Annotated in this window: 9 protein-coding genes; 5 read left to right on the top strand and 4 right to left on the bottom strand. The window is 47.5% G+C overall.

The window, feature by feature from the left end:
• Positions 1 to 134 precede the first annotated feature (134 nt).
• Positions 135 to 1,655, bottom strand: coding sequence for a sigma-54-dependent transcriptional regulator (locus AWU56_RS02045; RefSeq protein WP_006956374.1), 1,521 nt, complete (start codon positions 1,653 to 1,655; stop codon positions 135 to 137).
• A 132-nt stretch (positions 1,656 to 1,787) separates the two neighbouring features.
• Here AWU56_RS02045 and AWU56_RS02040 point away from each other — a divergent pair, with 132 nt between their 5' ends.
• Both AWU56_RS02040 and AWU56_RS02035 read left to right on the top strand, forming a co-directional pair.
• A complete protein-coding gene (locus AWU56_RS02040; protein ID WP_006956375.1) occupies positions 1,788 to 2,411 on the top strand; it encodes a trimeric intracellular cation channel family protein in 624 nt (207 codons plus the stop codon).
• A 2-nt stretch (positions 2,412 to 2,413) separates the two neighbouring features.
• A complete protein-coding gene (locus AWU56_RS02035) occupies positions 2,414 to 5,749 on the top strand; it encodes a PAS domain-containing hybrid sensor histidine kinase/response regulator (RefSeq protein WP_006956376.1) in 3,336 nt (1,111 codons plus the stop codon).
• Here AWU56_RS02035 and AWU56_RS02030 read toward each other — a convergent pair.
• Both AWU56_RS02030 and AWU56_RS02025 read right to left on the bottom strand, forming a co-directional pair.
• The gene (locus tag AWU56_RS02030; RefSeq protein WP_006956378.1) at positions 5,723 to 6,367 is read right to left on the bottom strand and encodes a response regulator; all 645 of its coding nucleotides are present in this window, start codon (positions 6,365 to 6,367) and stop codon (positions 5,723 to 5,725) included. The two genes, AWU56_RS02035 and AWU56_RS02030, sit on opposite strands and share 27 nt — an antisense overlap.
• 109 nt (positions 6,368 to 6,476) lie before the next feature.
• Positions 6,477 to 8,693 carry a TonB-dependent receptor gene (locus AWU56_RS02025; RefSeq protein WP_286681647.1) on the bottom strand — a complete coding sequence of 739 codons (2,217 nt, stop codon included), beginning with the start codon at positions 8,691 to 8,693 and terminating at the stop codon, positions 6,477 to 6,479.
• Positions 8,694 to 8,902: 209 nt separating this feature from the next.
• Between AWU56_RS02025 and AWU56_RS02020 the strand changes: the two genes are divergently transcribed.
• Genes AWU56_RS02020 through AWU56_RS02010 form a run of 3 tightly spaced genes read left to right on the top strand, consistent with a single transcriptional unit; the run spans position 8,903 to position 13,042 of the window.
• On the top strand, positions 8,903 to 10,198 hold the full coding sequence (locus AWU56_RS02020) for a GntP family permease (RefSeq protein WP_286681646.1): 1,296 nt from the start codon (positions 8,903 to 8,905) through the stop codon (positions 10,196 to 10,198).
• Positions 10,199 to 10,214: 16 nt separating this feature from the next.
• Positions 10,215 to 11,858, top strand: coding sequence for a long-chain fatty acid--CoA ligase (locus AWU56_RS02015; RefSeq protein ID WP_286681645.1), 1,644 nt, complete (start codon positions 10,215 to 10,217; stop codon positions 11,856 to 11,858).
• Positions 11,855 to 13,042, top strand: a complete 1,188-nt coding sequence (locus AWU56_RS02010) for an E22 family MetX-like putative esterase (protein ID WP_286681644.1) — start codon at positions 11,855 to 11,857, stop codon at positions 13,040 to 13,042. Before AWU56_RS02015 ends, AWU56_RS02010 begins: the two co-directional genes overlap by 4 nt.
• Positions 13,043 to 13,045: 3 nt before the next feature.
• On the opposite strand, the gene AWU56_RS02005 is transcribed toward AWU56_RS02010, so the two are convergent.
• On the bottom strand, positions 13,046 to 14,797 hold the full coding sequence (locus tag AWU56_RS02005; RefSeq protein WP_006956385.1) for a TIGR03545 family protein: 1,752 nt from the start codon (positions 14,795 to 14,797) through the stop codon (positions 13,046 to 13,048).
• Position 14,798: the final 1 nt, after the last annotated feature.

Here is a 14,798-nt window from a genome sequence, read left to right as displayed (position 1 = left end):
ATGTTTCCTCAATTGATGTTGCTTTATAATATTTTAACGCCACCCATTTCAGATGAGGGCTGATTTCTTAATTGCAAGTGCTGACCGCACAGTTTATCGGATTTTCGCCGTGTTTAATATGCCTAACTTTCAACCTATATTGCTAAACCCATCGCTTTAAGCCGACGCCTCAAACCTACTTGGGATACTTTCAATGCCCACATCATTTTTTCTGTGTCACCATTGTACCGTTCATAGTGCTCTCGAATCGTCACCTCATCTAAATCCTGCGCTGTCTGAATTCCATCGAAGCGCTGAATAAGCTGATAAACAGAGGCTCGGGATATGTTCAGTTCCCGTGCAGTTGCTTGCAACTCAAAGCGGTTATTCTGTAAAGACTCGATGAGTTCATCTTTGCTGACACTGTTAGGCTTACGCGATTTTGTCACTTTTTTGCTGCTGGTTTGCGCTGCTGATTCTTGTTTGTTTGCAAGAATATTAATCAGCTGCGGATCCAAATAAAGGCTCTCTTTATCACGGCTATCAATGACAATCTGTCGCGCAACGTTACGCAGTTGTCGCACATTCCCAGGCCAATTAAACATTAACAACTGTACGACTAAGTCAGTAGGGACCTCGGCTGTCATCGCCTTCTCCGCATGAACGCGCGCCCACTGTTCAGCGACAAAGTGATAAAATAACAAACCGATGTCTTCTCGCCGGTCGACCAGGTTCGGGACAAAGAACTGATAAGCTGACAACAAATTATTTAATCGCCACAAGACCGAGCTTTTATTTTCTGGACAGTTGTCGTAAGTACTTGTCAGCATGAATCGACACTTTAGGGCGACCGAGTTCGCATCATTTACTGCCAATACTTTCTGGGCTTTAAACGCCTTAAATATCAGTTCATGGACTTTTTCTGAGGCGTCCTCTAAGTCTTCTAACAGTATCGTTCCACTGCCTGCTTGCTCCAACCAGCCTCTTTTTCTCTGACCATTGCGAACCACGCCAAATAGCTCTTCTTCGGCAACCGCATCATGTATCGCGGCGACATTCACTGAAATGAACGGTTCATTGGCTTGATCACTGTACTCGTGAATACTGCGTGCAACGTGCTCTTTACCAACACCTGCCGCTCCTCGAATCATGACCGGTAGGCTGAGTCGTGCAATATTTTTTGCTTTATCTCTCACCGCCGCAATATCGGGACTAATACCTAAAATCATGTTGTCATCAGGAACAATCATGTGTTGCAGAGGTAAAAACTTTAAAATGAGTACGACCTTCTGACTCAAGGTCAAAATAACGCCCTCATGCATATCGTCGGCCGTTAACAGGTACTCTTGCTGAAGCGAACGGCCTGGGATCGAAACTTCCGTACTCGTACTGTGAGCGCGAACACGGAACAACTCATCAGAGTCTTTTTGAATGATTAGAGGTGAGCGGCTGATGTGTTGATCAGCCAGCGGTTTACCTGCATATCCGCTTTTTGAGAATTCAGGACGATTACGACTAACATAGCCACGACCCTCACGATCTAAGTCGAGTAATGGCGCGACTTCTCCCACTCGGTTGAGATTTGGGTGAAGCGCAATTACCAACATAGGAACCGCAGCTTGCTGCTTATCCAACGAGTCATCAACATGTTGTGTTTTAATATCGGATATATCCATAGCTTGCTAGTCCTTAAGCATTCTCGTCGTCAACTACAATATAATACTGTGGTGACCTAAAAACTGCTACATTTCTCGTCCCATCTATGGCACTGTTGGCTTTATTTTATCTGCGAAAGCGCCAAGACTAAAATGTCCTCAATTGATCTCTTATTTTACCTTACCGACTTAACAGGTGTCGCGGTATTTGCGGTAGCAGGTACATTACTTGCGTTCCGTAAAAAAATGGACGGCTTTGGCGTTATCATTCTCGCCTCCGCAACCGCCATTGGTGGGGGCACAACGCGCGACCTGATTTTAGGCCTTCCGGTGTTTTGGACACACGACCCAACTTACATTTACGTCATTATCGCGGCCGCCTTGCTTACTATCATTTGGCTAAGATTTAAGTCTTATATTCCTATCAATACATTATTAGTGGCCGATGCTTTTGGTTTAGCATTTTTCGCGACCATGGGCGCACAGAAGACCCTCGCAGCCGGCTTTACGCCCTTTATCGCTGTTATTATGGGAACCGTATCAGCGTGCTTTGGCGGCATGTTACGAGATGTGCTCGCTCGTGATGTTCCCATGGTATTAAAAAGTGAACTCTATGCAACGACATGCATCATAGGCGCTACAATTTATACAGTGCTTGTTCCCTACTTCCCTGTAACCGCATTAGTGGCGAGTATGCTGGTAACCTTAGTCGTCCGACTCGGGGCTATCAAATACCAGTGGTCGCTCCCCGTATTTAAAGAGTATGAGCACCACTAGCCATGTTATCTATCGGTTGGATCATCACCGTTGCCGTCGCTTATTTGTGCTTATTGTTCTTTATCGCCTATCGCGGTGATAACCTCAGTAGAAAGCGCGTAAAACCTTATCGTTATGCGCTAGCTCAAGGCGTTCATTGCACTTCTTGGGCGTTTTTTGGCACCGTCACGCAGTCTGCTATTTATGGTTGGTCGTTTGCCCCGACCTACGTCGGAGCTATTTTAGTTTTCCTGATTTTTCACCGTCTTCAGTTGCGTTTACTCAGCTATTGCAAGCAGCAAAATATTACGTCAATTGCTGACTTAGTCGGAAGTCACTTTGGGCGCTCCTCAATACTCTCGGGGTTTATTGCAATCACTGCGCTTGTCGCCGTTGTACCCTATATCTCACTACAACTGCGGGCTGTAACAGCGAGTGTAACGACCCTGACAGGAGTCGCAACAGGTTCAAATACGTTTTTTGACTTAGCCTTGTTGGTCACACTTGCCATGGTGAGCTTTGCATTTTTATTTGGTACGCGTCGGCTGTCTTTAGCCGAGCAACATAATGGCTTGATGGACGTTGTCGCCTTTGAATCTATCGTAAAGTTGGTTGCTTTTATGATAGTCGGCGTTTTTGCTTGTTGGTCACTATTTGATGGCATGCTCGATCTTGCTCAGCAAAGTTTGGCAATACCTTCCGTCACTTCCATTTTAGAAGGGCGCCCAGATGGCGTCTATATTTTCATTGTGCACGCGTGTCTGGGGGCGTTATCGATGTTTTGCCTCCCACGTCAATTCCACGTCGGCTATATTGAGTGCAACCACCCTGATGAACTAAAAGCGGCCCGGTGGGCCTTTCCCCTTTACTTATTTGCTATCAACTTTTTTATTTTACCCATCGCACTCGCCGGCTTAGTCCTCGCCCCTGAATACGCACATACCGATATGTTTATGCTAGCGCTTCCCATTATCGCCGATCGCCCGGATATCAGTATTGTCGCGTTTATTGGCGGTTTGTCAGCGTCAACAAGCATGGTACTCATTGCGCTATTAGCGCTTAGCATCATGATGTCAAATGATGTCGTCATTCCAAGTTGGCTGCATTTATTTAAGCATCCGCGGCGAAAACTGTCGCCCCGCTTAGTACTCAACATCCGACGCGTTACCATTATTTTGGTCATGTTATTAGCTTATGGCTATTATCAGCTCACTTTGGATTCATTGCCGCTGGTTAACTCGGGGTTGATTGCATTAGCGCTACTTGCCCAATTGGCGCCCGGTATTCTTGCAACGGTACTGTGGCCAAGAGCCAGCGGTTTGGGCGTCGGTGCTGGGATACTCATGGGATGGAGCATTTGGATTTGGCAGTTGTTGCTGCCGGCGTTAAACACCACGCAACCCATGCTCGACACCGAGCTTGCCGATGGCGTGGTCTTGAGTTTAACGTTAAACTTCTCTGTGTTCTGGCTTATTTCTATGCTTCGGCCACAAATGCCTCAAACCGCCGTCCCCGCGATCAGAGATTCCATCGAGTCGAGTCGTCTAACTTGGGCTAAACTTTATACCGTTCTATCTACTTTTTATACAGACGCACAATTACGCATTATCCAACGTCGACTCGATATCGATCTCTTCTCACAGGATAACCACGCAATCGTGCCTGCGGATGTCATGGTGCGTGTCGAACGCGAACTGTCAGCCGTTATCGGTACCTCTGCAAGCCGATTATTACTGGAGTCTGTATCCGAACAGGGTTCGCTATCTGTTGATCGGATGGTCGATTGGGCCGCCGAAGCATCAAAACTCTATCGATTCAATCGGGAGTTATTACAAGCATCCGTGGAAAATATTCCTCAAGGCATCAGTGTCATCGATCAAAAGCTTCGCTTAGTCGCATGGAATCAGCGCTATGCAGAGATTTTTGCTTATCCAGATGGGATATTAGAAACCGGTATTCCCGTCGAGAAACTTCTGCGCTTTAACGCCCAACGCGGTATGCTGAGTTCTCAGGAGAGTGATGTCGAAAGAGAAATTCAAAAACGGCTTGATTACTTACGCTCAGGCAGTGCTTATTCATACCAGCGCCAGCAAGGTGAGCGAATCATTGAACTGCATGGCAACCCAATGCCAGGTGGCGGTTTTGTAACCACCTACAGCGACATTACTGAAAAGGTGGTTGCTCAAGATCAATTACGACAGATTAATGAAGAGCTTGAACAGCGCGTCGCAGAGCGTACTGAGCAGTTATTACTTGCGAAGCAGGCAGAAGAATATGCGCATCGGAGTAAATCGCGATTCTTTGCCGCAGTAAGCCACGACCTGATGCAACCGTTCAATGCCGCCAGTTTGTTTACCGATATACTCGTGACTAAATCGACCGACGCGCAACGTCCAATTACCAACCATCTAAAACAGTCGTTAGAGCAAGCAGAGGAGCTACTTACGATGCTGCTCGACATGACAAAACTCGATAGTGGACACCTTACACCCGAATATCAAACGTTTGAACTCAACTCGGTCTTGAGTCCGTTAGTAGAGCGCTATCGGTTTATGGCGCAAGAGAAGCACTTAGCGTTTCACTATCTCGACAGTCGGGTAAGAATTCGCAGCGATCGCCGATTACTGACACGAGTGTTTCAGAACTTGTTATCCAACGCGCTTCGTTACACACACAGTGGGCGGGTTAGCGTGGGCTGCAAGCGTAGAGGTGAACAAATCACCGTTTGGATTATTGATACCGGTCCTGGTATACCAGAACATAAACAACGAGAAATTTTTCAAGAGTTTCATCAACTACAAAGTGAGACAGACAACCCCGGGCTAGGACTTGGCTTATCGATCGTTGAACGTATTTGTCGCCTCATGAACTTACCTCTCACATTACGCTCTGTGGTTGGCAAAGGTACAGGCTTTGGAGTTACTTTTACCGCACTCCCAGTTGCAAACGCGCCCTCAACTCTTAACCTCGGAGATGAGGTTGATACCCAGGAGCTATTACTGAACGAATTCCGCGTTTTAGTCATCGATAATGACCCGCAAGTGCTCTTTGCAACCAGCGCTCTTTTAAAAGGATGGGGTGCTCAGGTGGTTACTGCCGAGGATATCAGCGATATTCATTCACTCGCACCCTGTGATTTAATTTTCGCTGATTACCATTTAAACCATGGTCAAACAGGGGTCAATGCCATACAACAGTTGCGGACACACTGGCGAAGCGATACGCCTGCTATCATCAACTCAGCTGATCCAACCGAATCGGTGCGTCAGGCCGCGATGGCCGTTGAAGCATACTTTATTCCAAAGCCACTTAAAGTCGGCGCACTAAAACGCTTACTCAAGCGTATCCGAGGCGGATAACATCTGCCGGAAAAGAATCCCTGCTTGAGTACGGTTTACGCAATGGAGTTTTCTTAGAATCGCTGAAACATGTTGCTTGATAGTGGTTTCCTGTACACCTAAATCAAACGCAATTTGCTTGTTCAAGCGACCATCTGCAATCGCTTTAAGCACTTTTAGCTGTTGCGGCGTTAAGCTTTCGAGACTGCGTGCAAAGTTCACCACCTCTTGGTCCGTCTCGGTCAAGTCAACGAGTCCTTCGGGTAGCCAGTTATCTCCTGCTAATACCGTTTCCACCGCGGCCGCCCACTCGGGTAAGGGCACCGATTTAGGAATATAAGCACTCGCCCCCAATGCCATTGCCTGTCTTATAATATGGGCGTTTTCATTCGCAGAGACAATAACAACTAAGACATCGGGAAATTGGCTTCGTAATAACGTTAAACTTGTCAGCCCTTCATTGCCAGGCATCGACAAATCCAAGAACACCAATTCTAATTGCGGGTTTTGTTTGAGTAATGACTCTAACTGAGTGAAGCTAGAAGCCTCGAGAACTTCGGATTCAAGCGTTTCGCCAAGCGCTTGTTTAATTGCGGCGCGAAAGATCGGGTGATCATCTGCAATGATGGCGCGTGCCATGGACCTAAATACCGTGTTAAGCATTTGTTGATGCCACCATGCTAACCAGTTTTAAGGAAATATGCCAGCGCGAGCATTGCCCGCGCTGGCACGGTTGCTTTATCAAATATTAAAAACGGTAACCAACCGAGAGTGACACGGTACGCGGATCGCCGTAGTAACCCGTAACAATGTTCTCACCAAACGTGGAACCGAAATTATAGCCTGCTAGACGATACTCTTTATCGAACACATTTTTAGCATGTAAGCCGACATTCCATTGTCCACTGGTTGAATACCAGACTAGACTTGTGTTTGCCAAGCTATAGGCTTCTTCATCCAACGGTGATGGCACTTCAAAAATCTGTGTATCGTCGCGATATGACACCGACGTCGACCAAATTAATGAGCCACTATCGAGAATAAACTCTTTGGTGAACCCAAGGTTCGCAGTTAACTTAGGTGTATTGGCAAACGACCACGTGTTTGATACGTCCTCGACTTGCTGAGTCTGTGGATTAAAAAATGCCACTTCATCGAACTCTGCATCAATATAGCCAAGTGAACCGGTAAAGTTTAAGGTCTCAGTGGCCGCAAATGTACCTTCTAGCTCAAATCCTTGAACAGTTGAGTCAGCCGCGTTCAGCACTTGTGACGCCACGCCCCCTGTTTCAACAGCGCGTTGAACGGTTACTTGCATGTCCTGATAGTCTGAATAGAACACCGCACCGTTTAAGCGTAACCGGCTGTCCAACCATTCACTCTTAACACCTACTTCAAAAGTGTCCACAATTTCAGGATCGTAAGGGTTCGCCGCATCTGGGTTGAGACTCACGTCGGCACGCATATCAACACCACCCGACTTAAAGCCATTACTGTAGCTCGCATACCACATTAACTCAGGCGTCATTTGGTAGCTCACGCTGGCGTGCGGAGAGAACTTACTCCAGTCTTCTTTAGTATTGAAGTCAGAGTTAACCACAATAGGATCAGCCGAGTAGTCGCCTCTATCTAAGAACTTAACGCCGGCATAAGTGTAGCGATATACGTCAGCATCCTTTTCGTCTCGCGTATAGCGACCGCCCACGGTAACAGACCATTGCTCATCCAGCTGATAGCTCGCTTGTCCAAACACCGCTTCGCTGGTGGTATCGACACAGCCACCGTTATCGATTGTCAAATCCAGTAGACCCAGCACGGTACCAAACACACCACAGGCCGTGCCGTCATATAGATATAGCCCACCAATGAAATCTAGGCGACCATCAGAATAAGTTAACTGAAACTCTTGAGTAGTTTGGTCATCATCGTAATAAGCTGGGACCAATAATACGGGGTTAACCGTTGAGTCAAAGTCGATATTGGTGTCAGTGCTTCCTTCACGATAAGCAGTGATTGATTTAAATCCCCACTGCGCGTTGACATCCCAATCGACAGTCAGCGAGTACCCTTCGGTTTCAACCGAATTATCAATGGGCATTGCAGTATATGAATCAAAGACATCATCAAGATAGGGTTCATCGCTCAGTAAAGAAGGCATCAAACGATGACCCCCGCGCGCGTTTGAGTCATCTTGAGTCCAATCAGCGGCAAACTTTACGTCAACGTTTTTCGCGGCAAGCCAACGCGCATTAAAACGTCCAGTCATTAGCTCTTTGTTGTAGTTATCAGCGCCAAGATTTACAAATTCGCCATAACCATCGCGATTGAGCGTAGCAAACGCGCCGCCCACGTAAAAGTTATTGCTAAGCGCTGTCTGGCCAGATACTTTCAAATCCGTCTGATTATAGGTGCCTATCGTCCCTTTTATCTCAAACTCATCGTAACCGGTTAAGTCACGCGTCACGTATTTCATTGCCCCGCCAATGGTGTTTTTACCATACAAGGTTCCCTGAGGACCGCGTAATACCTCAACACGTTGCACATCAAGCACTTCGAGTACAGCACCTTGCGGACGAGCAACATAGACGTCATCAATGTAGATACCAACGCCTGGTTCAAAGCCCCACAATGGGTCTTGTTGTCCAATCCCACGGATATAAGCTGTCAGCGTTGAGTTGGTTCCGCGACTGACCTGAAAGGTCGTATTGGGCATCTTGTACTGTAATTCAGTGATATCTTCGATGCCGTCTCGCTCGAGTTCTTGCTCACCAAATGCGCTGACAGCGACGGGCACTTCTTGCAAACTTTCGTTAGTCCGACGAGCAGTGACTTCAATACGCTCAAGTTTATCGGATGCTTGTTGTTCGTCTTGTTCGGCGTTGTCCTGCGCCCAAACCGATGCGCTGCTCAGCGCACCTGTCATCGCTAGTGTTAACAGCGAAAGTTTAAATCCTTTGTTGTTCATGGTGTTTCCCCTGACATTTATTGTCATTGTTATTGCAATTATTGGCTGTGCATCACGCACCAGAATCATGGCTGTTAAATAACCTAGCGCAAAATGTTAAAAAAGTGATCTGTACCATAGTACTATGGGTTAACTCCACGCGTTCACGCACAATAGAGCCATGCAACGACCAGAACATGGCCCGTTATTAACTCGTTGCGAGGTATTTCATGTTAAGTATGATTGGATTAGTGGGCGGTTTACTGCTGCTCATTGTACTCACGTTAAGAGGAATGAACCTCTTTATCAGTGCACCGCTGTGTGCGGTTGTCGTCGCTTTGTGTAGCGGTATCCCGTTATTCACTGGCGATGTCAACTTTGTCGCCGCCTATATGGATGGATTCGCCGGCTTTGTCGCAGCCTGGTTCTTTATGTTCCTACTCGGCTCCATGTTCGGTAAATTCATGGAAGATACCGGCGCGGCAGACAGTGTGGCTAAATGGATTATCGACCGACTAGGTAAAAAACAAGCCGTATTAGCCGTCGTATTAGCTTGCGCTATTTTGACTTACGGTGGTGTGAGCGTATTCGTGGTCGCTTTCTCAGTCTACCCTATGGCACTCAGTCTATTTAAAGACGCTAACTTGCCACGTCGCTTTATTCCTGCTGCACTTTCGTTTGGTTCAGTTACCTTCACCATGACCTCGGCGGGTTCACCCGAAATTCAAAACTGGATTCCAATTAAATATTTAGGTACCTCACCTTACGCCGCTTGGGAAGTCAGTTTAATCGTCGCTGTTTTTATGGCGGTATTCGGTTATTGGTGGCTAACCAAGATTATCAATCGCGCCGTCGCGCGTGGCGAACATTTTGAAGCACAAGAGCACGATCCGGTATTACTTAAGCGCGATTTACCCAATCCTTTGTCAAGTTTAATCCCGCTACTGGTCGTATTGGGACTCTCGTTTTCATTTCACGAGCAACTCGCTCAAAACGCGCTTATTGTCGCGCTACTCGGTGGCGTAATTGCTATTGCGATTATCAACTACAACTACTTCCACAAGCCTCAGTTGGCGATTTCAGACGCGACAACGGGGGCGCTTGTCGCTATCGGCAATACAGCAGCTGTAGTTGGGTTTGGTAGTATCGCCAAAATCACGCCCGCATTTGATACCGCCGTTAATGCCATGACTAATTTACCGGGTAACGAACTGGTCGGTGCTGCCGTTGCTGTCAGTGTGATCGCAGGCTTAACAGGTTCTGCCTCGGGTGGACAAGCCATTGCCCTACCCGAAGTCGGTCCCCACTACATGGATGCAGGCGTTAACCCAGAACAGCTACACCGTATTGTTTCAATATCATCAGGCGCACTCGACTCATTGCCACACAACGGTTATGTGGTCACAACTATTCGCGCTATCTGTAAGCAGAGTCACAAAGATGCATACCCGGCAGTGGCGGCTGTCACCGTCGCCGTACCGCTGATCGGACTCAGCTTAGCTATCGCACTCTTCATGCTGTTTTAATTAAGAGGCTAAAACGATGTTAACTACAGAACTTTCTGGCAATATGATGCAGCGACCGCTACAAATTATTGATATTTTGCGCTACGCAGCAACCCGTTACCCACATCAAGAAATCGTCACACGTCGTCTCGAAGGCGACCGTCATCGCTATGATTATCAAGCGTGTTATCAACGCACGTGCCAATTGGCACATGGACTCAACCAACTAGGTATTCAGCCAGGGGAACGCGTCGCTAGCCTCGCATGGAATACCTATCGTCATATGGAGTTATACTACGCGGTCAGTGGTATCGGCGCGGTAATGCACACGGTCAACCCGCGCTTATTCGAGGAACAAATCGCTTGGATCTTAAACCATGCCGAGAGCACCTGGGTCTTTGTTGATATATCCTTCTTAGCGATACTTGAGCAAATAGCGCCAGAACTCAAGCATGTAAAAGGATTTATTGTGATGGTCGATGAAGACCAAATGCCCGACCCTAAGCTCGATAACCTTTATAATTATGAAACGCTGATTGCCTCTAATGCGCCAGCGTATGATTGGCCAGATATAGATGAGCAGAGTGCAGCTCTGTTGTGTTATACATCAGGTACCACGGGGCATCCGAAAGGCGTACTCGCTTCCCATCGCGCCATGGTGCTACATGCGCAAGCAACAATGGGGAAGGATATGCTTGCACTTGATGAAGACACTGTCCTAATGCCGATGGTGACCATGTATCACGTCGCTGCATGGGGTGCGCCTTACGCGGCCCCCCTTGCGGGAAGTAAATTAGTGTTCAGTGGCGACGGCACATCAGGCGAGGTAATGAGCGAACTTATTAGGCAAGAACAAGTCAGCGTTGGCTTGGGCGTGCCGACTATTTGGCTCACTCTGCACAATCATTTATCAGAATCAAAGCAGTCGATACCCACTTTAAAGCGTGTTTGTGTCGGCGGCGCGGCCTCTCCGCTGGGGCTCGTTAAAACCTACGATAAAGTTTATAACGTTTACTGGCAGCCGATTTGGGGCATGACAGAGACAGGACCATTGGTGTACTCAGCCCCGCCTACTCGCGACATATTGACGCGTACCAAGGAAGAACAATATCGGATTCAGACCACTGCGGGTCGTCCGGTATTTGGTTCTGAAGCGCGTATCGTCGATTTAGATAACAACCCTCTCCCCCATGATGGTGAAACACGCGGTGAGTTGCAGGTACGAGGCCATTGGATTGCCAGTCAGTACTTTCGCAACGATGATCTGACAAGCTTCCCAGACGGTTGGTTAGCGACAGGCGATATTGCCGTAATTGATCCAGAGGGCTTTATGAAAGTCGTTGACCGCAAGAAGGATGTCATTAAAAGCGGCGGTGAATGGATAAGCTCGCTTGATATCGAAAATATTGCCAGCCAACACCCCGCAGTGAATGAAGCCTGTGTTATTGGTGTTAAACACCCTAAGTGGGATGAACGCCCATTGCTACTTATCGTGCCTAATGCGGGTAAAACAATTGATGAAACAGAAATCAAAGACTTCTTGACCGGGAAAATTGCACGTTGGTGGATGCCTGACGCTATTTTGCTCGTCGAACAGTTACCGCACACCGGTACGGGTAAACTCCTCAAAACTGACCTTAGAACACAGTATCAAAATTTCTTACTGGAGAATGCATCATGAGTACACTAAAAACTGCCAAGCTGAGCCTCGTTGCGCTCTGTGGTTTGTTTATTTCAATCACGCAGGCGCAAGAACCGCTGCTCGTAGAGAAACAAAGCTTTCAAATGGACAACTACACCACGGTGGGAGGAGAAACCATCAAGGATGTCTCTGTCGGGTGGGAGGCTTACGGTGAGCTTAATGAGGCTAAAGATAACGTAATTCTTATTACTCACTTCTTTTCTGGCAACAGTCATGCGGCGGGAAAATATACGCCTAATGATCCGCAAGCGGGCTACTGGGATGCCATTATTGGTCCTGGGAAGGCAATCGATACCAATAAATTCTACGTCGTAAGTGTCGATTCTTTAGTTAACGCTTACCCGAATCTACCGAGTGTCATTACCACCGGACCGGCCAGTATCAACCCAGATACAGGCAAGCCCTACGGTCTTGATTTTCCTGTGGTCACTATTCGCGACTTCGTCAACGTGCAAAAAGCATTGCTTGAGTCAAAAGGAATTAACAAACTCCACGCCGTAGTAGGTGCATCCATGGGCTCACTGCAGGCTATCGAATGGGCATCCGCCTATCCAAACTGGGTCGACCGGATGGTTTCGGTCATCGGCACCGCAAAAATGGATGCGTGGACCATTGCCGGGCTCGAAATGTGGTCACAAGCTATAAAGCTAGACCCGAACTGGCGTGGCGGTGATTATTACGATCATGACGCTCCACTTGATGGCGTCACTATGGCGCAGGCGATGATTACCCATGGCGCTATGCACCCCGAGATCTTCAATCAAAGTGCCCCTCAGCAACCGACGTTGCCTGCCGATGGACTTAAAACCGTGAACAATCAACTACCAGCGGCAAAGTGGTTATTCGACAGCAGCCGGGCACGTGCCCCCTTAGCTGATGCCAACCATATTCTCTATTTGGTAAGGGCTAACCAGCTTTTTATTGCAGGCCATAAAAAAACCTTAGAACAGGGGTTAGCTAATGTAACAGCGAAGTCGCTATTCTTGCCGTCGAGTAATGACTTATTGCTCATGCCGTACATGGCTGAGCATGCCAATGCGATGTTAAACGATCTGGGTAAACAGTCAGAGCTAGAATACATCGAGGGGCCATGGGGCCACCTCAATGGTCTTTTCTCGATTCAATCAAAAGCCGCTAAGTTAGCGCAGTTTTTGAACCAATAATATTTAGGAGCCGCCGAACAGGCGGCCCTTCAACTTATCTTTCAAGGAATCCTCAATTTTAGACTTAAGCAGCTCCTCGAGTTGCTTATCTAAACTGTCGGACTGCCCTTGCCAGTCACCGAGCTGATTCAAGAATGCTTCTTCACCGCCCATTTGCTCGTTAACTTTTGCCATCAAGTCTTGCTTAATCGACTGCAGTTTTTCTGAAGCCTCGCCGAGTGCCGCTTGCGAGAGCATTTGTCCAAGCTGATCGTCTAAATCGGAATTCAGCGAGAGATTCGGGCTCACGATACTACCGCCCACCTCAGTATTCACATCGAGCCGATTAAGTTGACCCAAGGCGTTAGCAATCGCCTTAGTAATTTTGCTCGTTCCTGACGCATCGACTTTTAAATCAAGCAATTTAACCAGTGCTGAACCGTCGAGTTCATTGCCTTTCACCCGCACTGAGCCGTCGCTATCTAGCACCGAAGAAATGAGTGATGCCGCTATCTCACTGTTATTAACTAGGCCGATATTACTCAACTGTGCACCTTTTAACTGCCACTGCTGTTTTGCGTCAATCCCACTGGGCAACAGCGCTAGCTCACCATTCAAGTTAAATGAGCGCCACAGTGATGCATTATCTGCACGGGCTTGGTAAGTCGTAGACTGACCCAATAAGTCATGCTGATAAGTAATATTTTCCCAGTTGACATCCACTTTTGTGCCTGCAATCAGAATCTCCGTGCGTGCCTTTTTGATTAATAATTCGGGCGCTGCATCCTGCTCGGCAAAACTGATGTTCTCGCCCATACCACGCGCTTTTTCAATGGTTTGACTATCATCTGCCCGTGCAAGCATCGGTGCAATCTGCTCATAGGCGAGTAACACATAATGACTCCATTTCTTGGCTTCCTCACCGAGCAATAAGCCTGTCACATTTTGAATACCCGTCTCATTGAGCTGGAAGAACGATCGAATACGGTCGATATCGTTACCCGGCGCCGCTTTCACTTCGCTGAGCTGAGTCTTCACCGTATCAATGCTTTGCTCGAGTTCTTCTTTAAATTGCGCAACTGCTTCTTTATCTTGTCGAATTTGTTGTTTCAACTCATCGAGTTGCTTTTTACGCTCGGCAATATCACCGAGTCCTTCAACCTTGCCCGATGTCAGTTGTTCTATTTGCTGTTTATATTGTTCAATTTTTTCCTTTTTAGGCAACTGATCGCGAGCTTGCTTAAATTCAGTCTCTTGTTGCTTAACCTTTTGCTTAGCCGTCGCGATCACGTCCTCAGTCTGCAAACCGACTTGCGCGACAATCTCATCGGTCGAAGGCAGTTTAGCCTTAACTGACGACCAACCATCCGAAGCCCAACTTTTGACCTGATCTTTATTAATAGATACATAGACCTCACCGGGTGACTCACGTTTTTGTGCCAAACGTACGCCGGTTACGTCGAGCTGTTCCATTAATACACGACCAAGAATTAGCTCGCTCAGACTCACATCACCACTGATACGTTCAGCCTGCACACGGTTTAATTCTGGCTGATTAGGGTCAGTAATTTGCACCCCTGTCAACGTCAACCGGACAGGTGACCACTGGTGAGACACCTCCGCTACATTCACTTCAGCACCGTTCAAGCGTCCGAGAGTCTGTTCAAACGTAAATTTCAAAATGGTGTCTAAAAATAGCCAAGACAATAAAACCAGAGTGCCTAACACAACAAAAAACGCGCCGAGCCCAGGCCATCTAATGATACTCTTACTCATA

This window comes from Idiomarina sp. T82-3, assembly GCF_001577655.1.
GTDB classification, from domain to species: domain Bacteria; phylum Pseudomonadota; class Gammaproteobacteria; order Enterobacterales; family Alteromonadaceae; genus Idiomarina; species Idiomarina baltica.
The sequence above is the reverse complement of the archived record's forward strand: the minus strand, read 5'-3'. Positions and strand labels throughout refer to the sequence as shown.

What these genes read in the sequence shown, in the direction of transcription:
- AWU56_RS02045 (WP_006956374.1), bottom strand. Translation starts at nt 1,655, where the DNA reads ATGGATATATCCGATATTAAAACACAACATGTTGATGACTCGTTGGAT.
- AWU56_RS02040 (WP_006956375.1), top strand. Translation starts at nt 1,788, where the DNA reads ATGTCCTCAATTGATCTCTTATTTTACCTTACCGACTTAACAGGTGTC.
- AWU56_RS02035 (WP_006956376.1), top strand. Translation starts at nt 2,414, where the DNA reads ATGTTATCTATCGGTTGGATCATCACCGTTGCCGTCGCTTATTTGTGC.
- AWU56_RS02030 (WP_006956378.1), bottom strand. Translation starts at nt 6,367, where the DNA reads ATGGCACGCGCCATCATTGCAGATGATCACCCGATCTTTCGCGCCGCA.
- AWU56_RS02025 (WP_286681647.1), bottom strand. Translation starts at nt 8,693, where the DNA reads ATGAACAACAAAGGATTTAAACTTTCGCTGTTAACACTAGCGATGACA.
- AWU56_RS02020 (WP_286681646.1), top strand. Translation starts at nt 8,903, where the DNA reads ATGTTAAGTATGATTGGATTAGTGGGCGGTTTACTGCTGCTCATTGTA.
- AWU56_RS02015 (WP_286681645.1), top strand. Translation starts at nt 10,215, where the DNA reads ATGTTAACTACAGAACTTTCTGGCAATATGATGCAGCGACCGCTACAA.
- AWU56_RS02010 (WP_286681644.1), top strand. Translation starts at nt 11,855, where the DNA reads ATGAGTACACTAAAAACTGCCAAGCTGAGCCTCGTTGCGCTCTGTGGT.
- AWU56_RS02005 (WP_006956385.1), bottom strand. Translation starts at nt 14,797, where the DNA reads ATGAGTAAGAGTATCATTAGATGGCCTGGGCTCGGCGCGTTTTTTGTT.